Source organism: Pseudorhodoplanes sp., assembly GCF_035565795.1.
GTDB lineage: Bacteria > Pseudomonadota > Alphaproteobacteria > Rhizobiales > Xanthobacteraceae > Pseudorhodoplanes.
In genome coordinates, this window is the sequence record NZ_DATMRV010000043.1 from 21,466 (window position 1) to 47,705 (window position 26,240).

Sequence of the window (26,240 nt, forward strand, 5' to 3'; positions counted from 1 at the left end):
GGGCCGGTTCCGCTCGGCTGGACCCCGGAGATGATTCCGGTTACGGAATCGTTAACGGCTGGAACGGACCGCAAGCGTCCTGACAGCTCACGGGGGTGTCATGGTTCCGCTGGCGGCGCGCATTATAGGCATTGTCGCGTTTGCCCTGTCGGCTGCCGCCTGCACGACGACCGGCGGCGGGTTACCGACTGGCCAGCATTCGACGGTGGCTTTCGACCGGATCGACGGGCTGCCGCCCGCGGTTTTCGACCGCTATGTCCGCAAGCTCAACGACGAGGCCGAAGCCCGTAAAGTCCCGGTTGTGACGCGGGAAGGGTTCGCGCCGTACCGGATCAAGGGCTATGCCTCGGTCTGGACCCGCGGCCGCCAGGCCACGATGTCGTGGGTCTGGGAGGTGTTCGATTCAAACGGGGAAAGGGTCGTGCGTCTCGCCGGGGACGAGAAGGTCGGGCCGGGGGGCCGTGACACCTGGCAGAGCGTGAGCGACGAGGTGCTTGCGCGGGCGGCGCGTAACGGCATGGAACAGCTTGCGGTTTATTTCCGCGGGCCGGAAGGCCCGTCGCCGGTGGTCGCCTCCAGCGGGTCCGAGGCCGCTCCGCCGCCCTCGCAGGACCAGCCAACCGGGCCGGCCGTAGCCGGCGGGCGCGTGGCGTCTGCCGCTTCTTTCCGCTGAGCGATTCATAATCGCTTTGGGAGAACAAATGCGGCCGTATTGCGGAAGCGCGGCACGGCCTGTATCAGTCCGGCGCGCCTAATGGACGCGCGGCCAGAGGATCAGCGAGGAGAAGGGATGGCGAAAAACGGAGCGATCAAGCTCGTCGCCGGCAATTCCAACCCTGCGCTTGCGGCCGAGATCTGCAATTACCTGAAAGTGCCCATGACAAAGGCGGTCGTACGCCGCTTTGCCGACATGGAAGTGTTCGTGGAAATCCAGGAGAACGTGCGCGGAGCAGACGTATTCGTCATCCAGAGCACGTCTTTCCCGGCCAACGATCATCTGATGGAGCTGCTGATCATCATCGACGCGCTCCGGCGATCCTCGGCCCGGCGGATCACGGCGGTGCTGCCGTATTTTGGCTATGCCCGGCAGGACCGCAAACCCGGTCCCCGCACGCCCATCTCGGCCAAGCTCGTCGCCAACCTGATCACGCGCGCCGGCGCGGACCGGGTCATGACGCTCGACCTGCATGCCGGCCAGATCCAGGGCTTTTTCGACATCCCGACCGATAACCTGTTCGCTTCGCCGGTGATGGTCCGAGACATCAAGGAGCGCTTCGAACTCGCTAACCTGATGGTGGTGTCGCCGGACGTCGGCGGCGTGGTCCGCGCGCGCGGCCTCGCCAAGCGGATCAACGCGCCGCTCGCGATCATCGACAAGCGGCGTGAGCGCGCCGGCGAATCCGAGGTGATGAACGTGATCGGTGACGTTGCCGGTCACACCTGTATCCTGGTCGACGACATCGTCGATTCCGGCGGCACGCTGGTGAACGCCGCCGACGCGCTGCTCGGCCAGGGTGCGATCGAGGTCTATGCCTACATCACCCATGGCGTGCTTTCGGGTGGAGCGGTCGCCCGTGTCAGCTCATCGCGGCTGAAGGAGCTTGTCATCACCGACTCGATCCAGCCGACCAAGGCCGTGAAGGACGCACCGAATATCCGCGTGCTGCCGATCTCGAGTCTGATCGGCGAAGCCATCGGCCGCACCGCGCACGAAGAATCGGTGTCGAGCCTGTTCGACTGATCGTCTGCCGTCAGACAGTCCAGGCGCTTGCCATAAGCGCCGTTTGTGCGCGTCTTCGACGCGCTATGGCGAGCCAGCCATCCAGAACCACAATCGTCGTATCCTTTCCTCTCGATCGCGGGTTCGCTGCTGAGCCTGTCATCGGGCCGCGCTACGCGCCGACCCGTTGCTTTTTGCCCCCGCAATTGCAGTGCAATGACTCCTTCAGCGCGATTGCTGTGCATTGAGTCAAACTGACGCAGTTCCGATTGTGGACATTGGCGCGCCCTACGTTGCTCCGATTCAAAAAATCAACGACCAGACTCCAGCGATTATTTCTTGGCTTGGTTGCACTGAATCGGTGCGGCTATAGTCGGAGTGCCAAGTGATTCGGCGATCGTGAGTCAACCCGATGTCGTCGGGTTGGCTGCGGCGGAACGTCCCGTCTCGGCATGATTGGTACGCGTGCGTTGGTGGAGCGAAGCCTCGCAGGCGGCGGATGAAAATGGCACTGACTGATTTTGAATATACTGCACACGGCAATCCGCTCGATGTTGTCGAGCGTGTCGCCTCACTCAATGACTGGTCGTTTGAACGGGCCGGCGATGACGAGATCAACATCCTGATCAAGGGACGATGGGTCGACTATCAGGTGTCGTTCACCTGGATGGGCGAACTCGAGGCGCTGCATCTCGCTTGCGCCTTCGACATGAAGGTCGCCGAGCGCCGCCGCTCCGAAGTCCAGCAGCTCATAGCGCATATGAACGAGCAGATGTGGATCGGCCATTTCGATTTGTGGTCCGACGACGGATTAGTGATGTTCCGCCACGCGCTGGTGCTCACTGGCGGCGCCGAAGCGACCGACGCTCAATGCAAGTCCGTTCTCGGTACCGCGCTCGATACCTGCGAGCGTTACTTCCCTGCCTTCCAGTTCGTGCTGTGGGCCGGCAAGTCCGCACGCGAGGCGCTGGACGCGGCGATGTTCGAGACCTCGGGCGAAGCCTGATCCCGGCGGTTGCTCCGCGACGCGCTGCCGGCGCGGCCCCGGAATCCGGTTGCAAATTCAATCAATGTAGACGGATTCCGAATTCACGCGCTTGCGCGCGTCCCCCGGAATGACGATGGTGGCCGCACGCACGGCGCCGCGTCCGTGCGCAAGTGCGGACAGACTGACCATGGCACAATCAGAGAAATCCCGGCTCGACGATATTGGCACCCTTGCGCTTGTCGGCGCCGGCAAGATGGGCGGCGCAATGCTGGAGGGCTGGCTCGCACTCGGGCTTGATCCGCGCAATGTCGTTGTGATCGATCCGAAGCCGTCCGAGGACGTGGTCACGCTTTCCCGCAAGGGCATAGCGCTCAATCCGGCTGCGGACGCGAACCGGACGATCGGGACTCTTGTGCTGGCGGTGAAGCCGCAGGTCGCTGCCGATGTGATGCCTTCCGTTGCGGGACTGACCGGACCGGATACGCTCGTGCTGTCGATCATGGCGGGAAAGACGCTTGGCTTTCTGCAGGCCGGCTTCCCGAATGCTGCGATCGTTCGTGCGATGCCGAACACGCCGGCGGCGATCGGGCGTGGCATTACGGTTGCAGTTCCGAATGCAGCGGTGACAGCGGATCAAAGGCGGCGCGCCAATGCACTGCTGGCGGCCTCCGGCGCCGTGGAATGGATCAGTGATGAAAACCTCATGGACGCGGTGACGGCCGTGTCCGGGTCCGGACCGGCCTATGTGTTCCTGCTTGCCGAAACGCTGGCCCGGGCGGGCGTCGCTGCCGGTCTGCCGGAAGAACTCGCAACGAAGCTCGCGCGCGCGACCGTCGAGGGCTCCGGCGAATTGCTGCATCGTTCGCCGCTCGATCCCGCGACGCTGCGCCAGAACGTGACGTCTCCCGGCGGGACGACCGCCGCAGCGCTTGGGGTGCTGATGGCGGCGGACGGAGTGGATCCGCTGATGCGTCGGGCGGTCGCAGCCGCGACGAAGCGCTCCAGGGAACTCGCCGGCTAGAGCCATGGAAGTGCCCCGTTCGGCCACCTAGATGAGAGGCGCGGCACAGACACGGGACACGCCATGACCGACTCGACCCACCGCAAAGCGATCATCGACGCGCTGCTGAGTTTGCTCGAAACCGGGCCGCTCGAGCGTATCGGCCTGAACGATATTGCCAAGGCCGCAGGCATTTCCCTTGCCGACCTGCGCGGTGAATTCTCCTCCGTGGTGGCGATCCTCGCCGCGCACATGAAGGATATCGATCGCACGGTCCTGTCGGCCGACACATCCGATATGGGCGACGAGCCCGCGCGCGAGCGCCTGTTCGACGTGCTGATGCGCCGTCTCGACGCGCATGCCGGCCACAAGGTCGCGATCCGTTCCCTGATCCGCTCGACATTGTGCAATCCGCCGCTGGCTCTTGTGATGAACGGGCTCGCCGCACGCTCGATGAGCTGGATGATGACCGCCGCCGGCATCTCCGCTGCCGGACCGAAGGGAGCGCTGAGGGCGCAGGCGCTTACGCTCATGTATGTGCGGGTGCTGTCGGTCTGGGCGAATGACGAGGATCCTGGCCTCGCGCGGACCATGGCCGCGCTCGATCGCGAGCTTGCGCGCGCCGAACGCTGGTCCGGCTTTCTCGACACGATGCTCGCGATTCCGGAGCGGCTGCAGGCCGGCCGCTGGCGTGCGCGGCGGCGGCGCGATCCGGATTCCGATGACGGGATCGAAGCGGCCTGACACCAATCACGGTTCTATGATCACGCGTTGGCTGCGCGCGAGCCAATGCGAACGCTTCCTTAATCATAAGAACCATAGCTGAACCGATTGGCCTCGAACGCGCGGGCGATCAGGCGTTAATCCCGGGAGACGATATGTCATTTGTCCTTAAAGCTGCGCCAACGCTTGTTTTCGCGACCTTGTTGTTCTCGCCTGCTTCAGCAGCTCCGGTTGGGCCCAATACGATGGGCGCGATTTCGGATTCGCTGGTGATCCAGGTCCGCGATGGCGGACATCGGCATGGCGGAGGCAAACACCACGGTGGTGGCAAACACCATGGTGGCCGCCATCACGGCGGGAAAGCACATCACGGGCATCATGGTGGCGGCCATCACGGTCATCATCACGGCGTACGCGTGCATCACCGCCACCATGGCGGCCGCTGGATTGCTGGCCGCGCCTATCATTCGGCGCCTCCCGGCTGGTATCGCTATTCGGCCCGTCCGTGGGACTGGCAGGCGCGCGGTTGCATTGTGGTCGGAGGGCTGTGGTTCTGCCCGTGAGCGCGACTGCGAGCGAAATAATGTTCGAAGCCCCGGCGCGAGCCGGGGCTTCTTTCGTTTGAGGAAACCGTCAGATCGGACGTCGGGCAGACCGTCACACCGGAACGCGGACAGTGGCGCGCAGGCCGCCAAGCGGAGAATCGCCGAGCATGATGTCGCCGCCATGCGAGCGCGCGATATCGCGGGCGATGGCGAGGCCGAGACCCGTGCCGCCCTTGTCCTGATTGCGGGCATCGTCGAGGCGAAGGAACGGCTTGAACACTTCCTCGCGTTGCGCCGCCGGAATGCCGGGGCCGTCATCGTCGATTGTGACGGTCAGCCAGCGATGGTCGCGGTTGCCTGTGATCGCGATGGAATGTGCGTAGCGTGCGGCGTTGGTCACGAGGTTCGCAAGGCAGCGCTTGAACGCGGCGGATTTGACCGTGACGATCGGCTGTCCGGTGAATTCCACGGTCGCCTTGTGACCGGTGCGCTCGGCATCGTCCTTCAGTTCCTGCAGGAAGTCCGCCATGTCGGTCGGCGAGGCCTGCTCGCCCATGTCGCCGCGTGCGAAGGCAAGATAGGCCTCCAGCATGCGCTGCATCTCGTCGACATCCTTCTTCATCGCGTCGAGCTCCGGCGCTTTGCCGAGCAAGGCAAGCTCGAGCTTGAAGCGGGTGAGGATCGTTCGCAGGTCGTGCGAGACGCCGGCCAGCATGGTCGTGCGCTGCTCGATAGCACGCTCGACACGCAGCTTCATTTCGATGAACGCGACCGCAGCACGTCGCACCTCACGGGCGCCGCGCGGCCGGAAGTTCGGCATCTCACGGCCCTTGCCGAACGCTTCGGCGGCATCGGCGAGACGCAGGATCGGCCGGATCTGGTTGCGCAGGAAGATGATGGCGACGGTCAGTAGCACGAGCGATGTGCCCACCATCCAGAACAGGAAGATTTCCGAGTTCGAGGCATAGGCCGCGCTGCGCGGCGCCAGAACGCGCATCACCGCGTTATCGAGCTGGATGCGGATCTCGACCAGGGAGGATTTTCCGACTGTGTCGATCCAGAACGGACGCTTGATCTTTCGAAGCTCGACCGACAGCGCCTGATCGAGCAGCGAGAAGAACGGTTTCGGTCCGGGCGGCGGCATTTCGGTCGGCGGCAGGAAGTCGACCACGAGGCCGAGCCGTTCCTGTGCGATCCGCCGGATCTGCGTATTCTGTGCGTCCTGGGGGTAGCCGCGATAGATGTCGATCAAGGCCGCGATATCGGACACGACCGCCGACGACAGCTTTTGTGTGACCGAGTTCCAGTGGCGCTCCATGAACACGAACGCGACCACAGACTGCAGGATCACCATCGGTGCGATGATGATAAGCAGAGCGCGGGCATAGAGCCCGGTCGGCATGAAGCGCTTGAGTGTCTTGCCGAACCTGTCCCACGCCAGGTTCACCCGATAGGCGGCGGACCGAATGGTTTGCAGGCCGACATCGAGACTCGTCATGGCAATCTCGCGTTGCGCACGACGTTATCCGAAAACCGCTGCAGACTTTTCGGCGCCATGCACTCGCCTCACGGAGAGACAACGAGGCGGTAGCCGATACCGCGGACCGTCTGCACAAAAAGCGGATTGGCAGGATCGCGCTCAATCTTGCGGCGCAGGCGGTTCACCTGCACGTCGACCGCGCGTTCATTGGCTGCGGGATCGTTGCCGGCAAGCGAGAGGCGCGGCACCGTTTCCCCGGGCGTTGCGGCCAGAACCCGCAGCATGTCGCGCTCGCGGTCGGTGAGACGGACGATTTCGTCACCGCGCTTCAGCTCGCCGCGTGCAATGTGGAACATGAAATCGCCGAACCGGACCGATTCGACAGGTGCGGGCGTGGCCGGCTGGGCACGCTTCAGGATATTGGCGATCCGCAGCGACAACTCGCGCGGCTCGAACGGCTTTGACACATAATCGTCGGCGCCGATCTGCAGACCCTCGATCCGCATCGCGGTCTCGTCACGTGCGGTCAGCATCAGAATCGGCACGGTTGATGTCGAGCGCAGTGACTTGGCGAGATCGAAGCCGCTCTCGCCGGGCATCATCACGTCGAGGATGAGCAGGTCGAAATGCAGACCATTGAGCTTGGCGCGCGCCTCAGCCGCGTTGTCGGCGGTCGTTACGCGATAGCCTTCGGCCGCCAGAAATCGTGACAGCAGGTCGCGGATTCGGCGGTCGTCATCGACGACGAGCAGATGCGGGGCGTCGTCAGCCGGTCCGACGGATGCCGCGGGGGTGATCTCCATTGCTATGACCCTCAGGGCTTGCCGTGCCTCAGCCGGTCCGCCCGGGTGATGAGTTGCAGCACGTGATCGCGCTCCCGACCGTCGATCATCGCGATCAGGAACCTGCGGGCTTCCTCATGCGCGCCCGGTCCGATGTCGGACAATGCGCGCGCGACGCGTTCGGTCTGGAGGCTGGCCAGTTTCATAGCCAGCGCTTCGCCCTTGGGCGTGGCATAAAGAAGGCGCTGGCGGCGGTCGCTTTCGCCTTCCTTCTGAAGCACATAGCCCTGATCCACGAGCTGCTTCAGGACCCGGCCCAGCGACTGTTTGGTGATGTTCAGGATGTCCAGGAGGTCCGCGACCTTGATGCCGGGGTGCCGGGTCACGAAATGGACCACACGATGGTGCGCCCGGCCGAACCCGAATTTTGCGAGCGCGTCGTCGGCGTCGCTCACGAAGTCGCGATAGGCGAAAAACAGCAGCTCGATCAGGTCCCAGACGGGTTCTCCGGCCGGCCGGGCCGGGGCTTGGTCTGATGTACCAGTACGGTCTCGAAGCGGTGTAACGGACATGATGATCGAGGCTATTTAGGTCAGCACTGTTGACATATTTTCGGAAGATTGTTACCGAAAGAGGCAGAGTAGCGAAATATCCTGCTCTTGCCGGTTCCGGCCGTTCCGTAACGCCCGTGCGTGACGTTGAGCCGGACAATAATGGTAATGGACGGATCAGGCAAAAAAGCCCGATGGACGTCCGCACCGAGCTTCGCCAAGGAGGAAGCCGATGTCTGTGCCTTTCGATCAACTGCCAGGAATGATCTGGTTCGACGGCAAGCTCGTGCCCGGGCCCGAGGCGAAGATCCACGTGCTCACTCACGGCCTGCATTACGCCAGCGCCGTGTTCGAGGGCGAGCGCGCCTATGGCGGCGAGATCTTCAAGAGCACCGAGCATTCGGAGCGGCTGAAGAAATCGGCCAACATTCTCGATTTCGAAATTCCGTATTCGGTCGCTGAGATCGACGCTGCGAAGCGCCTTGTGATCGAAAAGAACAACATGCCGGATTCCTACGTGCGCCCGATCGCCTGGCGCGGTTCCGAGCAGCTCGGCGTTTCGGCGCAGAACAACGCGATCCATCTAGCCATCGCCGTGTGGCAATGGCCGAGCTATTTCGATCCGGCGCAGCGACTGAAGGGCATCAAGCTCGATCTCGCCGAATATCGCCGGCCCGATCCGCGCACTTCGCCCTGTCTGGCGAAGGCCGCCGGCCTCTACATGATCTGCACCATCTCCAAGCACCGCGCCGAACGGCGGGGCTTTGCGGACGCGATGATGCTCGACTGGGAAGGCCGGGTTGCCGAATGCACCGGCGCCAACATCTTCTTCATCAAGGACGGCAAGATCCACACGCCGAAAGCGGATTGCTTCCTCGACGGCATCACCCGCCGCACCGTGATCGACCTGGCCAAGCGCCGCGGCATCGAGGTGATCGAGCGGCGCATCATGCCGGACGAACTGACGGGCTTCTCCGAGTGCTTCATCACCGGCACGGCGGCGGAAGTCACTGCAGTGGCGCAGATTGCCGACTGGACCTTCACGCCGGCCGCCATCACCAAGCAGCTGATGGACGACTACACGGCCGAAGTTCAGCCGAAGTCGCGCGCGGCGTAACCGTCCACAGCGCAACTTGTGCCGGTCGTCCCCGCGCAGGCGGGGACCTATGAGCGTCGCTCTGGAATATGGCTCCCGGCTTTCGCGGGGACGACACGCCGGCTAACTCGCTGCGTTGTCCTTCACCCACCGCGCGGCAGCGTCGTCGTCGCTGTCCTTCGCGGCCACCCAGTCCTTGCCGTCCGGCCGCTCCTCGAGCTTCCAGAACGGCGCGCGGGTTTTCAGGTAATCCATCAGGAACGACGCGGCTTCGAATGCCGCCTGGCGGTGTGCGGACGCGGTGACCACGAGGACGATATTGTCCCCCGGCGTCATGCGGCCGTAGCGGTGGATCACCGTCACGCCCTGCAATGGCCAGCGAGCCTGCGCTTCCGCCACATGGCGCGCGATTTCCTCTTCCGCCATGCCGGGATAATGCTCCAGCGTCATCGCGCTGACGCCGTGGCCGCCCTCGTGATCGCGGCAGATACCCGAAAACGTCACGACGGCACCAATATCCGTGCGCCCGCGCGTCAGCGCTGCGACTTCAGTAGCCGCATCGAAGTCCTCGCGTTGCAGGCGGATGGTGGCGGCCATCATCCCCCCGTCATTGGCGGGAAGAACGCAATCTCACGCGCGCCTGCGATCGGCGTGTCGGGCTGCACATGCTTGCGGTCGATGGCGGCGCGGATCACCTTCGGGTTCTCGAAGGCATAGGCATATTCCTCACCGCGACCGGCGAGCCAGGCGACCAGATCTGCTACGGTGCCGACACTGGCGGGCGGGGCGACCTCTTCCTCGGTCTTGCCGATGCGCTCGCGCACCCACGCGAAATACAGAAGCTTCATCTCGAATTCCGACCGATCATTTCGTCATTTCCGGCTGCCGCTTCGCGCGCCTTGGAAAAACGGGCGGGCATTGTGCCGCGCTTACTCGTCGATGATATGCCGCAACCCGGCGCGGAAATAGTCCCAGCCCGTGTAGAGGGTCAGGATCGCGGAAACCCACAGCAGCACCAGACCGATCGACGTGGTCAGCGGAAGCGGGTCATCGCCGTGCCGCCAGCGCCACTCCATGAAACTGTGCGGCAAATAATAATCGACAGCCTCCCCGCCAAGCAGGAACCCGATCGCGACCAGCTGCAGGGTCGTCTTCCATTTGGCGAGTTGCGTCACCGGCACGCTGACGCGCAGTTCGGCCAGATATTCACGCAGCCCGGAGACCAGGATTTCGCGGCACAGAATGATGATCGCGGCAAAAAGCGACCAGCCCTTGATGGTTTCGTCCGCCGCCAGCATCAGAAGGCAGGAGGCCACGAGCAGCTTGTCCGCGATCGGATCGAGCATTCGGCCGAGCCGCGATTGCTGGCCCCAGCTCCGCGCGAAATAGCCGTCGAAGAAATCGGTGATCGCCGCGGCGATGAAGATCGCAAGTGCCACCAGCCGGAGCCACAATCCGCCCTGCAGGATCGCCTGCCAATACATGCAGGCGACCACGAGTGGCACCGCCACGATCCGGCAATAAGTCAGCACATTCGGCAGGGAAAACGCGCCCCCCGACATGCGTTGCGTCGACACGGAATTCATGGCGTCAGCGAACACACCCGGCGCGCCCCCGTCAACCCGTGATGGAGGAATGCCTGAATTTGTCCCGCGGCTTCGCTGACGCACCGTAAAGCGCTGAAAAATCAGGCCGGCCGCTCATGAAAAAAGTCATAGATCCGGCGTGCAGTGTCGGCATTGATGCCGGGAACCTTGGCCAGATCCGCGAGAGAGGCGCGCTCAATGGCTTTCAGCGTGCCGAAATGGTTGAGCAGGGCCCGCTTGCGCGTCGGACCGATCCCCGGAATTTCCTGCAGGCCGCCCTCCCGGATGTCGCGCTTGCGGCGCGTCCGGTGCGAACCGATCGCGAAGCGATGGGCCTCATCGCGCAACCGTTCCACGAAGTAGAGCAGGGGGTCGCGCGGCGGCAACCTGAAAGGCTCGCGCCCGTCCATGAAGAATGTTTCGCGCCCGGCGTCGCGATCCTGCCCTTTCGCGACCGCGACCATCGGAACGTCGGTGACGCCAAGTTGCGCCAGCGTTTCGCGCGCAGCCGCCAACTGGCCCTGACCGCCATCGATCAGTACGAGATCGGGCCACGGCGTGTCCTTCTCTCTGTCGGCCGGTTGCTCAGGGGTTTCGGCGGGTTGCTCGCCGGGGAGGGCAACGACCGTTTGGTCCAATGTGTCGCCACCGTTCGCCCTGCCTGAATCGGCGTGATCGGGTTGCGCGGAGGCCGGAGCGTGTTGCTTGCGCGGATGCTCACTCAGCAATCGCTTGAACCGCCGTTCCAGCACCTCGCGCATCATGCCGAAGTCGTCACCGGGCGTAATGTCCTCGGAGCGGATATTGAACTTGCGATACTGGTTCTTCTGGAAGCCCTCCGGGCCCGCGACGATCATGCCCCCGACGGCGTTGGAACCCTGGATATGGCTGTTGTCGTAGACCTCGATTCTGCGGGGCAACCTCGGCAGGCCGAACAGTTCCGCGAGCGACTTCAGAAGCGCCTGCTGCGATGAAGTTTCGGAGAGCTTGCGGCCCAGCGCCTCACGCGCATTCGCAAGCGCGTGATCGATCACGTCGCGCTTCTCGCCGCGCTTGGGCGTTGCGATCTCAACGGTATGTCCGCTCTTGGTCGACAACGCTTCGGCAAGCAGGGCGCGCTCGGGCAATTCCTCCGAGACGAGAATTGTGCGCGGGCAAGGCTTGTCGTCGTAGAACTGCGCGATGAATGCATTCAGCACTTCGCTCGCGGACAGGCCGCGATCGGCCTTCGGGAAATAGGCGCGATTGCCCCAGTTCTGTCCGGTGCGGAAGAAGAACACCTGCACGCAATTGTATCCGCCGGCCTGATGGATCGCGAACACGTCGGCGTCGTCGACGCCGCGCAAATTCACGCCTTGTTGCGACTGGATGGCCGACAGCGCCGCAAGGCGGTCGCGATAAATGGCTGCGCGCTCGAAGTCGAGCGTCTCCGAGGCCTTTTCCATCTCGTCGGCCAGCAGCTTCTTCACGGCGTGACTCTTGCCGGACAGGAAGTCGCGCGCCTCGCGCACGAGCTCGGCATAGGCATCGGGCGTGATTTCGCCGGTGCAGGGCGCCGAGCAACGTTTGATCTGATGAAGAAGGCAGGGGCGCGTGCGGCTTTCAAACACCGCATCCGAGCAGGAGCGGATGAGGAATGCGCGCTGCAGAGCCGTGATCGTGCGATTCACCGCCCACACCGATGCGAATGGCCCGAAATAATCGCCCGGCCGCGTCCGCGCGCCGCGGTGCTTGAGGATCTGCGGCGCCGGATGGTCGCGGCTGATGACGATATAAGGGAATGACTTGTCGTCGCGCATCAGCACGTTGAAGCGCGGCCGCAGACGCTTGATCAGGTTGGCTTCGAGAAGCAGCGCCTCGGTCTCGGTTCGCGTCGTCACGAATTCGAGCGAGGCGGTGGCCGCGATCATGCGCGCGATCCGGCTGTCGTGTCCGGTCGGACGCGCATAGGACGCGATGCGCTTCCTGATGCTTTTGGCCTTGCCGACATAGAGAACCTCGCCGGCCGCATCGAGCATGCGATAGACGCCCGGCCCGGATGGCGCGTTCTTCAGATGCGCGGCGATCGTCGCACGCCCGCTCGCAAGCGAAGGCTGCCCCTTCGCATCGGCATCGGCTGCCGGGTCAGGCTCGGGCAGCGGCAGGGTCTGATCCTCGTCCTCTTCGGTGAGGTCGAGTTCGGGCTCGATGTCAGTCCTTCGGCCATTCATGGGAGACGGCTTAGATGTTCCTCAAGATCGCGCTGCGCAAGGGCGGACCCGCCAGCGCTGACGGCTGACTGCGGTCAACCGATCGTTAACAGAGGTTTCGGTGTTTTTTACGTTCCGTTAGCGATGCGTTTAGATCCTCTCCTCGATTCACGACTGTTTAACTTAAACAACCCGATAACTCGAAGCTGAAAAGGCCATGTATCGGCCGCCGGCGCGGGTTGGCTCCCACGCATGTCCGCAGGGGTTGCGGCAAACGGTGCAGGAGTGAGTGAGATGAAGAAGTCGCTGATCGCAATCGCCGCCGCCCTTGCGACAGTCGTGATCTCGGGGCATGCGCAGGCCGCTGACATCGGCTACCGGCAATATTCGCCGCCGCCTCCGCCGGTCCCGGTCTATCGCTGGACGGGTCCGTATTTCGGCGCCAATATCGGCTATCTGTGGGGCGACGTCGATAACAACCCGGCCAAGCCGTCAGGCGTCGCCGGCGGCATCCAGGCCGGTTACAACTGGCAGAATGGCTTTGTCGTCTACGGTATCGAAGGAGACATCAACCTCTCGAACGCCGACGATACGTTCGCGCCCTGGCAGTTTTCCAATCCGTGGTTCGGCACCCTGCGCGGCCGTCTCGGCGTTGCGCCCTGGAGCAACGTTCTGATTTACGCGACCGGTGGTGTGGCCTTCGGCGGTCTCCAGGCGCGGCTCAATGGACTGGAAGAAGATCGCAGCCATGTTGGCTGGACAGTCGGTGCCGGCGCCGAATACGCGTTCACGCCGAACTGGTCGGTGAAGGCCGAGTATCTCTATATGGGCTATGCCAGCCGCGCTTATACGGTCACGGGCGCGGATAACGGCTTTGACACCAATCTGATCAGGTTCGGCTTCAATTACCGGTTCTGAGCCGTCTATCGAAAACGTCGTCCGGGGCGCCGCGTCGGCGAGCGCCCCGAATGGCCGTTCGAGACTCTAGGTCGCCACCCGCGTCTGATCGAAGGCGGGGACTTGCGCCGCGAAACGATCAAGCCACGCAACGAGCTGCGGGTGATTGGCGCGCCATGTGCCGGCGAACCGCAGATCCTGATATCCAAGCGCGCAGGCGAGTGTGATCTGGCCGACATGCGGCACGGGATCGAGCGCCTGTGGCTCCGCTTCGAGCACAGCGAGTGCACGCACCACCTTGTCGGCCTGGTAGTCGAGCCATGGCTGATGATGGATGGCCTGTGGCCGATACCGCGCTTCGTAGACACGCAGGATCGATGCATCCAGAATGCCGTCGCAGAGCGCCTGCATGCGAAGGGCCGCGAAGCGCGCATTCGGCTCGCGCGGGATAATGCGGCCGCCGCCGGCGATGTGATCGAGATAGTCGAGGATCACGCGCGAGTCGAACAGCGTTTGTCCGTCATCGAGAACGAGCGTCGGGATCTTGCCGAGCGGATTCTGCGTGCGCAGGTCGTCGGATGCGTCGTTGGTGTCGGCGGCAACGATGGTGATGCGGTCCGACAGGCCGAGCAGGCCAGCTGCGATCTTGACCTTTCGCCCGAATGGCGAAGGCGGTGCAGAACGAAGGATCATGGATGGTCCTGAGTGGAAAAACATATCGTGTCGGCGGACGCTGTCGCGCCGCACGCGGGCACGTGAATTCCTGAAGCGGATCGAACGCTCGTGCTATCCGGTAATCACGAGGTTGACCGCTTTCGGTCCCTTGCCCTTCTTGTCGGGCTCAACGTCGAAGCTGATACGCTGACCTTCGGCGAGAGCCTTCAGTCCAGCCTGTTCCACCGCCGTGATATGGACGAACACGTCGCGTCCGCCATCGTCCGGCTTGATGAAGCCGTAGCCACGTTCGCCATTAAAGAATTTAACAGTCCCAGTTTGAGCCATCGTGGGCTCCTTTCCCGCATTGCTAAGCCGCCGTCCCTCACGGCGGCGGCTCGGCCGGACATTCACAATCGGGGAAAGCTTCAGCCTGTTATTGGGCCTCGGTCACTCCGCCGGGCCCCCCTTGAAAAAGAGGGCGGAACGTCAAAGCCAGCCGCATCAGTAAAGACCAATGACGGGCGTGTGAAAAGAGGATCGCCTCAGGAATTCAGTGCGATGAAATCGTTGTGATCCGAATTTCGCTTCGCTCACCCGGCCATAGAACGCTTGCCAGAGCCGGCAGCAAAATTTGCGCTTCTTCCTGCAATGTCCAGGGTGCGTTCACAACAACGAGTCCGGTGCCGCGCAGCTTCGTGCCGGATACCGCAATGCGGGACAGTTGTATCTGCAACGATTTAGCGAGTTGCAGTTCAGTGAGCTGCCTGGTGAAGCGTGCGATCTCACGCGGATCCTTGACGGGATACCAAAGTGCGATCGTCCCGCCCGACCATTTGCGATGAGCGGCGCGAAGCGCATCGGCCGCGCGCCGCAGTTCGTTGTCCTGTTCGTATGGCGGATCGATCAGGACAAGGCCGCGCTTTTCCTTCGGCGGGATATACGCATTGAGGGCTGTCCAGCCGTCGATCGCGATCGTCTTGATGCGGGCATCGTCATGCATGTTGCGCGCCAGCGCGCGTGCGGCACCGGGTTCAAGCTCGCAGGCGATCAGCCGATCCTGCGGCCGCAGCCATTGCCGGATCAGAAGCGGTGAACCGGGATAGCGCGTGATCGCGTCGGCCTGATTGTAAGCGGCGACGGCCGACAGATACGGCTCGAGCAGCGCGCTCACATTCGGCTTGAAGGCGTGCTGCCAGACACGGCCGATGCCATCGTGCCATTCACCGCCGCGGCGCGCTTCGTCGCCGTGCAGGTCGGTCATCCCCGCGCCGGAATGCGTGTCGATCACACGAAACGCCGCCTCCTTCTTTTTCAGATACGCGATGATGCGCGCGAGCAGCGCGTGCTTCACGACATCGGCGAAGTTGCCGGCATGGAAGGCGTGTCGATAATTCATCGGAAGCGAGCAGGGGCATCCGCGCGGGCAGTTCGTCAAGTGCTCCGTCGCACTGGCCCCCCCAAAGCGATCAGGATTCTGGCCGCGCAGTCCGAATGTGGTCCTCGCCTTGACGGGTGGTGCAGCGGACGGTGCCGGAACGAAGACGAGTAGCGGATGCGGCGCCTCCTCGCCGTTGCCCGAGCCGCGCCGCTTTGCCAGCCAGCGCGGCGTCTCGATCAGGCGCGCGAGAGCCCGGATCGAAACAAGCAGCGCCGCCGGAAGCCCGATCAGGTGCAGGAGCAGGATCGGCAGGGCGAGTGTGATCGCGTCGGGCCGAACGGTCGCTGCAGCCACCTAGACCGGCGCCCAGACCGTAACGGACAATGCGGTATTGGCGACGGCGGCGATGAAGGCAAGCGGCGAAGCGGAGTCACAGACCCAGTAAAAAAAGAGTTGTGAGCCGCGGGGCTGACATGAGCCGCCGAACATCAATGGCCCGTAATCCAGCGCCACAAAGGTGATCGCCCATAGCGCAATATAGGCGAGACCAAACTGCAGGACGGCGACGTGAAGATAGGCTTTGAGGCGGGACATCGTTCGGCCGGAGAACCGCGCGAAGGCTAGGAACCGCCGATTACTGCGTGATTTCCCGTAACGCGCGGATTTTCGACGAATCCGCGCCGGCTACGCTGCCCCTTGAGGCCCGGGGATGCTCAGCCGCCGCGAACCGGCGGCATCATCACCTTGTCGCTGCGGCAGGAGCGCCGGTCCACCTCGGGGCAACCGCGAAACTGCAGATCCTTCGACATGCAGATGCGGACCTCGCTCAAGCGGCGATGGTCGCAGGTGACGGTGATCGCGTCGGCCGCCAGTCCCGGATTGGCCTCCATGAAGGCCTTCTCGACATCGCCCGGCGTCACCGCCAGATAGTTGCTGATGTCCTGGAATTTCGTCGGGATCTGAATGATTTCGCGCGCCTTGCGCACCGTGTCGAAATACTTCTGGCCGTCCATCCCGGTGCAGGTGCCGTGCCGGTCCCACTGGTTAAACACCAGCCGCTGGGACGGCATGATGTCGAGCATGGTGTTGACGATGTTGCGCGACAATCGCGGCGCCGGCACCTGGCAGTCGCGCGGGAAGCCGCGTTCATGCTGCGGCCACAGGCCGTGGACGACGAACGAATAGGGACGTTCGCCGGCGCATTGGGGCTGGTTCGAGCGGCCGCCATTGCGTTCCCGCGATGCTTCGCAGAACGAGGGCGACCAGGACAGCGCCAGAACATAGAAGTCGAAATTTCCAGGCTGATTGCGAGGATCGCGCCGACTGTCGGACTGGAAGCGCGGCTGGAAACGGTCCTGCGCAAAGCGCTCCTGCGCGAAGCGTTCGGCTGCGCCCGCCACCGAGTTCGGCTGAGCGTCCTGTGCGAGTGCCGAAACCAGCAAGATCAGCGTGAAGGCAAGGCTGACCGCAATACGGTCCGTGATCGTCGTCGTCATGCTACGCCCCCGACGGAAAATGCAAACCGGCGCGAGGCTAGCGCGACGATGAGAACATTACAAGAACAAAAGAGCTGAGGCCTGGATGTCAGGGCCGCATCATCCGGCACGCCGGATTGCTCGACCAGTTGCGGTCCAGTCCGACCACGCACCATTCCACGTCCCAGGTTGCGCCGATCATGCCCATGTCTTCGCCGATCAGGTAATGCACCGGCCGCCAGATGCCGTCGGACAACAGCGCGCGCGCCGTGCAGAAACGACGCGGAATCGTGTCGGACGCCCAAGGTCGATTCGCGGTTTCGTGGATCTCGTCGAACTTCACGATTCCAAGACTTGAATTCCAGAACGCCGATTCCTTGCCGCTGAAGCGCAACTGGATGGTGCCGAGGGCCCAGCCGCTGTCGCAGGACGGCAGCTTGCCGCTGTAGCGCGGGCCGCTCATCCAGAAGTTCTTCTCCAGCCAATTGGCAGCCTGGGCCTGCGACGCAAAGCCCATGACCGCAGCGAGTGCGGTGAGCACAAGACTGATGCGCCTGACGGACATGGTTCCCCCAACAAAGCAAGTCAGCAGACGGTGCAGATGTGTACGGGTCCGGTCAAGGGGCACACGCCCCCAGACGGGGCTTTGTCAGCGTTTTCTGGCGCAGTGTTGCGCGATCCTTTTGCACAGGCTTTCGGCGCCGCCAGCCAATATCGGCTTACCGCGACTCGGTTTCCCGATGATACTGCCATCCGGGGCGAGGCCGCCGCGCTTCGCGGCGTGAGGCGTGCCTGGGGCACGCGGGAGCAGGATGCCGGCGAACGCTGCTGCACCGACGCCAAGCATGTTCGGGCTACGGGCCGCCAGCCGCCTGATGCTGGAGGTAATTCCGCCTTGGACCCAGGATCTCGGGCTTCTGATCGAGGCGGTCGAAGCTTGGCGTCCATCCGGTGCTGGACTCGACTGGTGCCCCGGCGCGGTGCTCCGCCTTCCGTTCACCCGCAAGCTCTGCACGGATGGCAAAACCATATCCAGCCAGGCGCTGATGGCTTTTGCGGATGCGGCGATGGTCTTTGCCTGCGCCGCGGCCTGGAACGGCTACCGGCCAATGTCCGCTGTCGATCAGACGGCCCATTTCCTCGGTCCGGCGCAGTTCGATCTGCTGGCGGACGCGCGCGTCATCCGTGCCGGCACTACAACCAGCTTTGGCCGTGTCGCGATCTTTGGCGCGTCCAACCGCTATCCCGTCGCGATGATGTCCGGCGCCTATACGATGGTTTAGCGGCAAGTCGGGAACGTCTGCGGTTCCGGGCACGTTGTGCGTCCACACGAAGGACCACAGTCATGAAACGCATCCTTCCCGTTCTCGCAGTCCTGGCATTGGCTGGCAGCGCAAGCGCCGCGTTTGCGCAAACACAAACGCCGGCTCCCGGGCAGGCAGGTGATGATCCATCCATGGCGCAGCCGAAAGGCTCGACGCAGCCGGCTCTGCAGACACCGCAGCCTGTGCATAACCCGGAATCGACAGTCGGTCTCGCGCCGGCAGATCAGCCCATCAACAACGCCAAACCTCGTGTCGCGGGAGATGTGGTCCCGTCATCGCAGGACACGGCGGCGCATAACGCTTCGATCTTCGAGCACGACCAGCAGCCGATCCTGACGCATACCTTCAACTTTACCGCCGACCAGAGGCGCACGATCGTTGATGCGCTTGCACAGGAGAAATCTTCGCAATTGCCAAGCGGCGTCGCTCTTGAAGAGACCGTCGTGGTTCCGCAATCGGTCGAACTCAAACCGGTGCCGGAATCGGTCGCGCAGCAGCTGCCCTGGGTCGCACCATATTACTACGTGAAGACCGGCAACCGGATTGCTCTGGTCAATCCGCTCGGCAAATACGTCGTTGGTATTATCGAATAATCAATCACTCCACGCTAATGCACGCCCGCGGCTGCCAGAAGGAGCCGCGCGAGAATTATGGGCTGGGATATGGCGGATAAGCGGGGACTGCGGCTGGTCGGGCTGGCATATGGCGGCGTTGTCGCGATTGTCGGTTTGATCGCGCTCGTTGTCGTTACGTCGCATGTCAACATGCCGGTCGACGCCCATCACGACCAGGTGATCGTGTCCAAACGTTAGGCGTCCCTGCGGGGAACCTGCTTCCGCAGGCTAGCGTTGTGCTCCGGACAGTTTTTCAGGAGCATAGGAATGGCGCATCCCTCGACCGAAAAGCGCGGCGGTAATCCGGACATCAAAAAACAACCGGCGCAAGGCGCTGGCGCGCGTGAGTCGGAGAAAAAGCTCGAGCAAGGGCTCGAGGAAAGCATGGTCGGTTCCGATCCGGTGAGCGTGACTCAGCCGGCGCCGGGTAAGCCAAAAGGGCGCCATTAGCCGGACTCTTGCGATGCCCAACAGATATGTCAGGTCCGCATTAATCGTTGTTGCGTCGCTCATGCTGCCTGCCGCGTCTTCGGTCGCGCAGACGACCGGCACAAGGGATTCGACGCCGGGAATTGGAACGCCGGGCATCGGACTCACGGCAGATCACAAGCGGACGATCTATCGCGAGATCGGAAGCGAACCTGCGCGACGCATTCCGGACGGCAGTCAGGTCACAATCGGTTCGGAAATCCCGGATTCGGTGATCCTGAATGACATGCCGATCTCGGTGAAGGACCGGATCGGGCTGCTGCGCGATTTCAAATTCGCGAAGCTTCCGGATGAAACCATCGTGATCGTCGACCCGGCCAAGCGTCAGGTCGTCGACATGGTGACGAAGGCCGACGGAACTCAGTAAGCGGTCCTGGCGCGCGCACCGTTCTGTACAAACCCGCGTGAACCCTACCGGACTTTTGATCGACTCAGCTTGGATGGCTGGGGTTGCGCTGGTAGGATTTACCAGTCTCCCCGGTCGGAAGGTTGCGCGATGAGGCATCTGACGACGATCATTCTGGGACTGTTCGCCCTTGCATTCGCCAGCGCGGACGTCCGCGCTGAAAAGCGCGTGGCATTAATCATCGGCAACAGCGCCTATCAGAACGCCACTCCGCTCGCCAATCCGGGTAAGGACGCCAACGCAATCGCGGCGTTGTTCCGCGAGGCTGGCTTTTCGGTGGTCGAGACCAGGCTCGATCTCGGCAATCTCGAATTCAAGCGCGTCGCGCGCGATTTCACTTCGGCCGCACGTGATGCCGACATCGCGGTAGTGTATTTCGCCGGTCATGGCATCGAGGTGAACGGCACGAATTATCTTCTGCCTGTCGATGCGAAGCTCGTCAGCGATTTCGACGTCGAGGACGAAGCGTTGTCGCTCGATCGCGTGATGCGCGCAATCGAGCCGGCGAAGCGCTTGCGGCTCGTCATACTCGATGCCTGCCGCGACAATCCGTTTGTGCGTACAATGCAGCGAAGTGTGTCGACCCGTAACGTCTCAGGCGGCCTTGCCAAAGTCGAGCCGGTATCGACCGATACGCTTATCGCGTTCGCGACCAAGCCCGGTTCGACCGCGGACGATGGGCTCGGCGATAACTCTCCGTTCGCGTCCGCGATCCTGAAGAACCTCACCGTTCCGGGCCGCGATATCCGAATTGCACTTGGTTATGTGCGCGACGATGTGATGCGCACGACCGGCAGCCGGCAGGAACCTTTCGTGGCCGGATCGCTCGGCGGAGCGGAGGTCGCGCTGGTGCCGGATCGGAGCAGACCGGCGGAGCCGACGCGGCAGATTTCCGTTGTGCCAAGCCCGCAGGCGGTCCAGCCGGCCGCAGATCCGCAACGCGATTATGAATTCGCCGAACGTGTCGGCACGAAAGAGGCCTGGGACTCGTTCCTGGCGCTGCATCCGTCAGGTTTCTATGCATCGCTGGCGCGCCAGCAACGCGACAAACTCGTGCCGCGTGCCGAAACGGCTCCGGTCGCTGCGCAACCCGCGCCGCAAGCGCCGCAACAATTTGCGGCTGTCCCGACGCCCGCAATTGTCGAGCCCGAGCCGCGCGTCGACATGCGCGCAATCGCCCGCGATCTGCAGGTCGAATTGAAACGGGTCGGTTGCGATCCGGGTTCGACCGACGGCACCTGGTCGGCGAAATCGCGCGAGGCCCTCGATCAATTCAACCAGCGTTCCGGCCTGAAACTCGATACGCGCGGCGCCACCGTCAGCGCGCTTGAAACGGTGAAGGTGCAGCGTGGCCGCATCTGTCCGCTGACCTGCGGTAGCGGGCAACGGGAAGAGGGCGATCGCTGCGTCGCGATCCCGGCCGCGCCGAAGGCCCCGGCCCGGCAACAGGCGGCGCGTCCTCCGGAGCGTCCCCGGAAGGCCGAGCCGCCGGTGCGTCGGCCGCCCCCGCGCGAGGTGCATCAGGAGCGGATCCGGCCACCCACGGATCGGGAAATCTTCGGCGGAGGCGGCGGCCGTCCCGCAGGGCCTCCGGTTTCAATCGGAATCGGCGGCCGCGGCGGGATCGGGATCGGCTTCGGCTTCTAGCCGTGCCTAGCCGAGTTCGGCCGTCTTCCGCGATGACTTGCTGTTCGATGCCGGAGATGCAGCCGGACGCAATTGTGTGAGCGTGTCGTTGATGACCTTCATGGTCGCGACTGCCGATTGGCTCAGGCCGGCATATCCCGTGATCTCGCGGCGGACCCGGTCGCCTTCGCTCTGGAGAAGCGAACGGATGTTCTGCAATTCAGCGATCAGCCGGTCGATTTCGGCGACGGTTGCGCCGGATACGCGCTCCAGCAGTGAATTGAGGTTGTCCGACTCCACCTGCGATGTCGCGAGCGTTTCGGCGTCGGGACGTCGGGCAGACACGTCCCGACGGATGAATTCCCGAATCTCGCCTTCGAATTCGTTCGTGGCCTGACGATCGACATCGCCGAGACGTTTGATGGCGGTCATTGTTGATACTCCGTTCCAGTTGCACGACGAACCCCCGCCGTGCAGGTCCCCAGGAAGAACGGATTGCGGCATGTCAAAAGGGCGTGAGCCGTCCGTCTCCGTGGCTGTCTCGGGGTGCGAATAAGGCGAAATTGGCGAAAAATACCGGCGCGGTCCGCGTCAGCGGGCGCGGCCGGTCACCGTTTGCCAGCCGGTCTTGCCGTCGCAATCCCGCGTCTGACGCCAGAAGACGAGGCCTGGAGCGGGCTGTTTGCCCTCCATGCGCCAGCGGCCTTCCGCCCGGCATATCCGTCGCGTGAGCCGGCCGGTGGTGCCCGCAATCTCGTTTTCTGCGGGAAGGAAGGAGACCGTCGCAAGCGCAGACATGCGGCGCCCTTCCGGACGATGGAACTGCAGGATCCGCGCTCCGGTCCCGTCCCGGTCCGTCGCATAGACCACGCGGACCTGCACGTCGGAGCCTTCGGTGCAGGCCTGTACGAAGACGAAGCCGCCGGAGAAGGGGCGTCGCTTCGTCGGGCCGGACGGCGACTTGCATTTCATGCGCGTTGCGACAGCCGCGGGCACGTCCTTGTCTGCAAGCGTCTCCATTTCCGCGGATGACTGCGCGAAGCCGGGAGCGGGACTTGCAACAAGAGCGACAAGCGCGGCAACCGCTGCTGTCATCATCCTCATCGGCCGGCTCCCCATATTCCCCGAGATCGCCGGCGCAGATGTGACCTTTCCTGCGCGCGGCACCGTCGAATTATGCGAAACTCGCCGGGGCGCCGCAATGCCGGGCTCGTTCGCGCAGCAGCGCGATCTATGCAACCGCCGACAGATCGATATGCCGGCCAAGCGCCTGCTCGACGGCATCGAAGGAATCGAAAACCACGCGGATCGCGGTGAGCCGGCCGTCCGTAAATTGAGCAAACAATGCAAGACGCAGGCTGAGGGTGCGTCCCGAGCGAAGATCGCGCGCGGTGACCCGCAGCATGCTCGCCGCGTGATCGCCGTCGGTCAGCGAGCGTTCCATGTCGCAGCCGCGCAACTGGAGGATGGCGCAGATGCGGCCGAGCATCTCAATGACCGCGGCCCTGCCTTTGCGATGTCCGAAGAACGGAAACAGGTCGACGGGGCCGAAGACGGTCCAGTCGATATCGTCGTGCAGGAGACAAGAAAGGCGCGCCGGCTCGCGTGCCGAAAGCGCATCGCAAAATGCGCGGACAAAGCCGCGCACCGGGTGTTCGGACATAATGACTGAAAGCTCCGCGATGGAATGACGCCGGACGGCCCGTCTGCCCGTTAAAAAACTTTCGAGTATGCCGCAGCGTCTGAAATTATTTCAAACATAAAGCATTTTTACCTGCGGGTCAACAATTTTTGCTGCGATGCAGCATGATTGAAAATAGTAGTAAAATCAACCTGTTATAAACCGTTTGCAAAAGCATGCCTGCTCTTCGTGTTGCAAACGTGACTCGCAATTTCGGCCGCAGACTCCTATCTATGGGGGGCCGGTGGAGCGGTCCTGCTCCCGGCGCGCATCCGATGCGCCCTTATTTTCGATCGTGTCTCGCCAGCGCCGCTTTTCCGTCGCTGCGATTCTTTAATGCGACAGGAGAGAAGCCGATGGCGAATGAGCCCCAATCCATCAACCGCGCCCGGTGGCAGGCCCAGGTCCGTGATCTGACCGGATTCGATTTCAAGGCGCCCGCCGAACTGTATCCGAGCCGGAGCCGTCGCGTTCGCGGGCCGTTCAGCTACAAGCGCTTCAACACCGCCGCCGAAGCCGTCCGTTTTGCCATCGAGGAGATGCCTGGCGGCGCGCTGCTCGGCGCGACGCTCGAGGTCAACGAGGCGCGCTATACCGAAGCCGAAATGCGCGCGCTCTACGAAAGCCCGGCTTTCCCGCTGAAGCGCGCGGCCAAGAAGAAATCCGCCGCCTGAGGCGCGTCCTTTGACATCATGCGCGGACAGTGTCCGCGCATGATGCGACGCACTTACTTCTTTCCGGCCTGGCCCTGTGCGGCCTTGTAAGCCGATGGCTGCTTCACCTTGTCGGCCTTCGGCTTTTTCTTTTCCTTGCTCGAGCGCATCTGTCCCTTTGCCATGACGTTCTCCTGTGCGTGCATGCGCGGACTGCCATTGCAACGATAGATTAACACCTACGCCGGCTTTTGCGAAAAGGCGGCGGAAACGCGGCGGATTCAATTCCCCTTCGGCCCGCGATGCTTTACATTCCGACGCAGATTTCCGGAGACTGCTTCGATGGCCTTTCCAACTCCGCTCGCGCTTCTTTTGCCGTTCGCATTCGCCGTGTCCGATGCAGTACCGCGTTACAATATCGAGCCGACCTGCAAGGGCGGGCTGGACAGCCCCGGCCTGAACGAGCGTTACAGCCGCTGCATCTCCGAGGAGCAGGCGGCCCTCAAGAAGCTCGAAGCCAACTGGTCCGGCTATCCGGCGGCTGACCGCACCGTGTGCGGCCGCACCTCGAGCATGGGGTCGGGCAGCTATGTCGAACTGCTCACCTGTCTGGAGATGGATGCTGACGCACGGCGGATGAAGTTCAAGTAAGCCGCCGGACGGACTGACCGCATGAGCATTGTGCCGGCTGACGCCGTGAAGGACCTTGCGCCGGCGGGTACGCTGCGCGCCGCAATCAACTACGGCAACGGTGTCCTCGCCCAGCGTGGACCTGGCGAGCAGGAGGCGCGCGGCGTGTCGGCCGATCTTGCCCGCGAACTCGCCAGGCGCCTCGGTGTGCCCGTGCACTTCGTCTCGTTCGACGGTGCGGGCGGCGTCTTCGATGCCAACAGCGCCGTGCCGCCCGATCCGAGGGCATGGGACATCGCATTCCTTGCGATCGAGCCGGTGCGCGCCGCCGAGATCGCCTTCACCGCGCCCTATGTGCTGATCGAGGGCACCTACATCGTGCGCCGCGGTTCGCCGCTGACGACGGCTTCCGAATTCGACAAGCCCGGTATGCGCATCGCCGTGCGTGAGAAGTCGGCCTACGACCTGTTCCTGACGCGCACCCTGAAGCATGCCGAACTCGTTCGCGGCGATGTGCCGGACGGTGCGAGTCTTGATGAGCTGTTCAAGCGCTGGAATGTTCAGGCGCTGGGGGGCGTCCGCCAGCATCTCGACAAGTATGTCGCGGCGCAGCCGGATTTCCGCGTGATCGCCGACAGCTTCATGGATATCCGCCAGGCGATGGGGACGAAGCCGACCCGCTCGATCGGCGCGCGCTATCTGCGCAGCTTTGTCGAGGAGATGAAGGCTTCGGGCTTTGTCGCCGACGCATTGAAGCGCAGCGGACAGAGCGCCGCCGTCGCACCCGCCGAGGCATAGGCGATGCGGATGGCCGGCGCGCTGCTGCTTGCCGCGCTCGCCATCATGCCCGCCGCCGCGCAGTCGTCCGCCGAGGCCGAGATCCGAGCGGCGTTCGCGCAATGGACCGATGACTTCAACGCCCGCCGCGCCGACAAGACCTGCGACCTGTTCGCGAAGGATCTCATCGCGCAATATCGCGGCGCGCCGGAGCGCGGCTATGCGCGGCAATGCGAACTCCTCACCACTGCGCTGACCGATCCGAAGCGCCGATTTCACAACGCGCTCGCGATCCGGGAAATCCTCGTTCTGGGCGACATCGCCATCGCCCGCGTGGTGTGGACGCAGACCATTCGCGAGAACGACAGCGGCAAGGAAACGAGGACGGTGGAGCCGGGGCTCGACGTGTTCCGCAAGGAGCCCGATGGGAAGTGGCGGATCATCCGCTATCTCGCCTATGACGAGGAGTGAACTCGCGTTCGCACGCCGCGCCGACAGTTCCGCCTCGCGTCGTCCCGGCACGATATGCTCGCTGCATTGCCTTCGTTGCCGCACGCAGGAAAACTAAATCGGCCTGTTTCCCGGAACGATGACGGCACGCTTCGGGGCGCAATCCTTCATTCAAATCTCAAACAGCCACGCGTGAATATTGCCGCGACGCGCATGCGCCCGGCCTGTGAGGAGAGGGGCGGACGGCGCGCCGACAAGCGCAGGCCAGTCCTGAATGCTGCGCTTCATTGCTGGAGCGCAGCCGCCTCTCGGCGCGCCGTCCATCGGCGATTTCGCGCCCCGGAGCCGTTCTTCCGGGCCTGGACAGAAGGAGCCTCGCCCCCTCCGATCCCGCAGGCTTTGGCCCGCGTTCGACCAGGCCATCGTCCAGCAGGACTACCTGCAGACCCCCGTAGTGGGGCCGGACGGCCAACCCGGAGCGTCCCGGTGTCTGCGTGCGAGGCAGACAGCAGGCGCCGCACC

Annotated in this window: 34 protein-coding genes; 17 read left to right on the top strand and 17 right to left on the bottom strand. The window is 63.4% G+C overall.

Annotated features, from left to right (window positions below; all coding sequences use genetic code 11):
• The first annotated feature begins 100 nt into the window (after window positions 1-100).
• The 5 genes from VNZ93_RS04995 (at window position 101) to VNZ93_RS05015 (ending at window position 4,452) form a co-directional block, all read left to right on the top strand.
• The gene (locus tag VNZ93_RS04995; RefSeq protein ID WP_325700932.1) at window positions 101-673 is read left to right on the top strand and encodes a hypothetical protein; all 573 of its coding nucleotides are present in this window, start codon (window positions 101-103) and stop codon (window positions 671-673) included.
• 117 nt (window positions 674-790) lie between these two features.
• Window positions 791-1,741 (top strand): ribose-phosphate pyrophosphokinase, encoded by a 951-nt coding sequence (locus VNZ93_RS05000; protein ID WP_325700935.1) that lies wholly within the window; start codon window positions 791-793, stop codon window positions 1,739-1,741.
• Window positions 1,742-2,225: 484 nt separating this feature from the next.
• Window positions 2,226-2,726 (top strand): YbjN domain-containing protein, encoded by a 501-nt coding sequence (locus VNZ93_RS05005; RefSeq protein ID WP_325700938.1) that lies wholly within the window; start codon window positions 2,226-2,228, stop codon window positions 2,724-2,726.
• 169 nt (window positions 2,727-2,895) lie between these two features.
• The gene (gene proC / locus VNZ93_RS05010) at window positions 2,896-3,729 is read left to right on the top strand and encodes a pyrroline-5-carboxylate reductase (RefSeq protein WP_325700941.1); all 834 of its coding nucleotides are present in this window, start codon (window positions 2,896-2,898) and stop codon (window positions 3,727-3,729) included.
• Between the two features lie 63 nt (window positions 3,730-3,792).
• Window positions 3,793-4,452, top strand: coding sequence for a TetR/AcrR family transcriptional regulator (locus VNZ93_RS05015; protein ID WP_325700944.1), 660 nt, complete (start codon window positions 3,793-3,795; stop codon window positions 4,450-4,452).
• A gap of 197 nt (window positions 4,453-4,649) precedes the next feature.
• On the opposite strand, the gene VNZ93_RS05020 is transcribed toward VNZ93_RS05015, so the two are convergent.
• From VNZ93_RS05020 to VNZ93_RS05035, 4 genes are all read right to left on the bottom strand, one after another.
• On the bottom strand, window positions 4,650-4,898 hold the full coding sequence (locus VNZ93_RS05020) for a hypothetical protein (protein WP_325700947.1): 249 nt from the start codon (window positions 4,896-4,898) through the stop codon (window positions 4,650-4,652).
• Between the two features lie 190 nt (window positions 4,899-5,088).
• Window positions 5,089-6,474 carry an ATP-binding protein gene (locus VNZ93_RS05025; RefSeq protein WP_325700950.1) on the bottom strand — a complete coding sequence of 462 codons (1,386 nt, stop codon included), beginning with the start codon at window positions 6,472-6,474 and terminating at the stop codon, window positions 5,089-5,091.
• A 68-nt stretch (window positions 6,475-6,542) separates the two neighbouring features.
• Entirely contained in the window at window positions 6,543-7,259 is a 717-nt protein-coding gene (locus tag VNZ93_RS05030) for a response regulator transcription factor (RefSeq protein WP_325700951.1), read from the bottom strand.
• Between the two features lie 11 nt (window positions 7,260-7,270).
• Window positions 7,271-7,810: a MarR family winged helix-turn-helix transcriptional regulator gene (locus VNZ93_RS05035; protein ID WP_325700954.1), complete on the bottom strand. Its 540-nt coding sequence runs from the start codon at window positions 7,808-7,810 to the stop codon at window positions 7,271-7,273.
• 211 nt (window positions 7,811-8,021) lie between these two features.
• Between VNZ93_RS05035 and VNZ93_RS05040 the strand changes: the two genes are divergently transcribed.
• Window positions 8,022-8,906 carry a branched-chain amino acid aminotransferase gene (locus tag VNZ93_RS05040; RefSeq protein WP_325700956.1) on the top strand — a complete coding sequence of 295 codons (885 nt, stop codon included), beginning with the start codon at window positions 8,022-8,024 and terminating at the stop codon, window positions 8,904-8,906.
• A gap of 102 nt (window positions 8,907-9,008) precedes the next feature.
• On the opposite strand, the gene moaE is transcribed toward VNZ93_RS05040, so the two are convergent.
• From moaE to uvrC, 4 genes are all read right to left on the bottom strand, one after another.
• A complete protein-coding gene (gene moaE / locus VNZ93_RS05045) occupies window positions 9,009-9,485 on the bottom strand; it encodes a molybdopterin synthase catalytic subunit MoaE (RefSeq protein ID WP_414709987.1) in 477 nt (158 codons plus the stop codon).
• Window positions 9,482-9,733 carry a molybdopterin converting factor subunit 1 gene (gene moaD / locus VNZ93_RS05050; protein ID WP_325700959.1) on the bottom strand — a complete coding sequence of 84 codons (252 nt, stop codon included), beginning with the start codon at window positions 9,731-9,733 and terminating at the stop codon, window positions 9,482-9,484. Before moaD ends, moaE begins: the two co-directional genes overlap by 4 nt.
• A gap of 81 nt (window positions 9,734-9,814) precedes the next feature.
• Window positions 9,815-10,471 carry a CDP-diacylglycerol--glycerol-3-phosphate 3-phosphatidyltransferase gene (pgsA, locus tag VNZ93_RS05055; protein WP_325700962.1) on the bottom strand — a complete coding sequence of 219 codons (657 nt, stop codon included), beginning with the start codon at window positions 10,469-10,471 and terminating at the stop codon, window positions 9,815-9,817.
• 101 nt (window positions 10,472-10,572) lie between these two features.
• Complete coding sequence (gene uvrC / locus VNZ93_RS05060) at window positions 10,573-12,681, bottom strand: excinuclease ABC subunit UvrC (RefSeq protein ID WP_325700965.1); 2,109 nt, start codon at window positions 12,679-12,681, stop codon at window positions 10,573-10,575.
• A gap of 273 nt (window positions 12,682-12,954) precedes the next feature.
• Between uvrC and VNZ93_RS05065 the strand changes: the two genes are divergently transcribed.
• Window positions 12,955-13,578, top strand: a complete 624-nt coding sequence (locus VNZ93_RS05065; protein ID WP_325700968.1) for an outer membrane protein — start codon at window positions 12,955-12,957, stop codon at window positions 13,576-13,578.
• 66 nt (window positions 13,579-13,644) lie between these two features.
• Here VNZ93_RS05065 and VNZ93_RS05070 read toward each other — a convergent pair whose 3' ends face one another.
• The 6 genes from VNZ93_RS05070 to VNZ93_RS05095 all read right to left on the bottom strand — a co-directional run bounded on the left by VNZ93_RS05070 (window position 13,645) and on the right by VNZ93_RS05095 (window position 17,632).
• A complete protein-coding gene (locus tag VNZ93_RS05070; RefSeq protein ID WP_325700971.1) occupies window positions 13,645-14,250 on the bottom strand; it encodes a glutathione S-transferase family protein in 606 nt (201 codons plus the stop codon).
• A gap of 93 nt (window positions 14,251-14,343) precedes the next feature.
• Window positions 14,344-14,559 carry a cold-shock protein gene (locus VNZ93_RS05075; protein WP_325700974.1) on the bottom strand — a complete coding sequence of 72 codons (216 nt, stop codon included), beginning with the start codon at window positions 14,557-14,559 and terminating at the stop codon, window positions 14,344-14,346.
• 205 nt (window positions 14,560-14,764) lie between these two features.
• Window positions 14,765-15,946: a 23S rRNA (adenine(2030)-N(6))-methyltransferase RlmJ gene (locus tag VNZ93_RS05080; RefSeq protein WP_325700977.1), complete on the bottom strand. Its 1,182-nt coding sequence runs from the start codon at window positions 15,944-15,946 to the stop codon at window positions 14,765-14,767.
• Complete coding sequence (locus tag VNZ93_RS05085) at window positions 15,947-16,186, bottom strand: hypothetical protein (protein ID WP_325700980.1); 240 nt, start codon at window positions 16,184-16,186, stop codon at window positions 15,947-15,949.
• A gap of 119 nt (window positions 16,187-16,305) precedes the next feature.
• Window positions 16,306-17,088 carry a ribonuclease T2 gene (locus VNZ93_RS05090; protein ID WP_325700983.1) on the bottom strand — a complete coding sequence of 261 codons (783 nt, stop codon included), beginning with the start codon at window positions 17,086-17,088 and terminating at the stop codon, window positions 16,306-16,308.
• Between the two features lie 88 nt (window positions 17,089-17,176).
• Window positions 17,177-17,632 (bottom strand): hypothetical protein, encoded by a 456-nt coding sequence (locus tag VNZ93_RS05095; RefSeq protein WP_325700986.1) that lies wholly within the window; start codon window positions 17,630-17,632, stop codon window positions 17,177-17,179.
• 280 nt (window positions 17,633-17,912) lie between these two features.
• Between VNZ93_RS05095 and VNZ93_RS05100 the strand changes: the two genes are divergently transcribed.
• The 6 genes from VNZ93_RS05100 (at window position 17,913) to VNZ93_RS05125 (ending at window position 21,548) form a co-directional block, all read left to right on the top strand.
• Window positions 17,913-18,350, top strand: a complete 438-nt coding sequence (locus VNZ93_RS05100) for a PaaI family thioesterase (RefSeq protein WP_325700989.1) — start codon at window positions 17,913-17,915, stop codon at window positions 18,348-18,350.
• 173 nt (window positions 18,351-18,523) lie between these two features.
• Window positions 18,524-18,985, top strand: coding sequence for a hypothetical protein (locus VNZ93_RS05105; RefSeq protein ID WP_325700992.1), 462 nt, complete (start codon window positions 18,524-18,526; stop codon window positions 18,983-18,985).
• 69 nt (window positions 18,986-19,054) lie between these two features.
• Window positions 19,055-19,204 carry a hypothetical protein gene (locus VNZ93_RS05110; RefSeq protein WP_325700995.1) on the top strand — a complete coding sequence of 50 codons (150 nt, stop codon included), beginning with the start codon at window positions 19,055-19,057 and terminating at the stop codon, window positions 19,202-19,204.
• A gap of 69 nt (window positions 19,205-19,273) precedes the next feature.
• Window positions 19,274-19,456, top strand: a complete 183-nt coding sequence (locus tag VNZ93_RS05115; RefSeq protein WP_325700998.1) for a hypothetical protein — start codon at window positions 19,274-19,276, stop codon at window positions 19,454-19,456.
• Window positions 19,457-19,469: 13 nt separating this feature from the next.
• Window positions 19,470-19,862: a hypothetical protein gene (locus VNZ93_RS05120; RefSeq protein WP_325701001.1), complete on the top strand. Its 393-nt coding sequence runs from the start codon at window positions 19,470-19,472 to the stop codon at window positions 19,860-19,862.
• Between the two features lie 129 nt (window positions 19,863-19,991).
• On the top strand, window positions 19,992-21,548 hold the full coding sequence (locus VNZ93_RS05125) for a caspase family protein (RefSeq protein ID WP_325701004.1): 1,557 nt from the start codon (window positions 19,992-19,994) through the stop codon (window positions 21,546-21,548).
• Window positions 21,549-21,554: 6 nt separating this feature from the next.
• On the opposite strand, the gene VNZ93_RS05130 is transcribed toward VNZ93_RS05125, so the two are convergent.
• The 3 genes from VNZ93_RS05130 to VNZ93_RS05140 form a co-directional block, all read right to left on the bottom strand.
• A complete protein-coding gene (locus VNZ93_RS05130; protein ID WP_325701007.1) occupies window positions 21,555-21,959 on the bottom strand; it encodes a hypothetical protein in 405 nt (134 codons plus the stop codon).
• A 159-nt stretch (window positions 21,960-22,118) separates the two neighbouring features.
• The gene (locus tag VNZ93_RS05135) at window positions 22,119-22,631 is read right to left on the bottom strand and encodes a hypothetical protein (RefSeq protein ID WP_325701010.1); all 513 of its coding nucleotides are present in this window, start codon (window positions 22,629-22,631) and stop codon (window positions 22,119-22,121) included.
• A gap of 127 nt (window positions 22,632-22,758) precedes the next feature.
• On the bottom strand, window positions 22,759-23,190 hold the full coding sequence (locus tag VNZ93_RS05140) for a nuclear transport factor 2 family protein (protein WP_325701013.1): 432 nt from the start codon (window positions 23,188-23,190) through the stop codon (window positions 22,759-22,761).
• A gap of 374 nt (window positions 23,191-23,564) precedes the next feature.
• Here VNZ93_RS05140 and VNZ93_RS05145 point away from each other — a divergent pair, with 374 nt between their 5' ends.
• From VNZ93_RS05145 to VNZ93_RS05160, 4 genes are all read left to right on the top strand, one after another.
• Window positions 23,565-23,882 (top strand): hypothetical protein, encoded by a 318-nt coding sequence (locus tag VNZ93_RS05145; protein WP_325701016.1) that lies wholly within the window; start codon window positions 23,565-23,567, stop codon window positions 23,880-23,882.
• Window positions 23,883-24,203: 321 nt separating this feature from the next.
• Window positions 24,204-24,512, top strand: coding sequence for a hypothetical protein (locus tag VNZ93_RS05150; protein WP_325701019.1), 309 nt, complete (start codon window positions 24,204-24,206; stop codon window positions 24,510-24,512).
• A 21-nt stretch (window positions 24,513-24,533) separates the two neighbouring features.
• The gene (locus tag VNZ93_RS05155) at window positions 24,534-25,289 is read left to right on the top strand and encodes a transporter substrate-binding domain-containing protein (RefSeq protein WP_325701022.1); all 756 of its coding nucleotides are present in this window, start codon (window positions 24,534-24,536) and stop codon (window positions 25,287-25,289) included.
• Window positions 25,290-25,298: 9 nt separating this feature from the next.
• Entirely contained in the window at window positions 25,299-25,739 is a 441-nt protein-coding gene (locus tag VNZ93_RS05160; protein ID WP_325701025.1) for a nuclear transport factor 2 family protein, read from the top strand.
• Window positions 25,740-26,240: the final 501 nt, after the last annotated feature.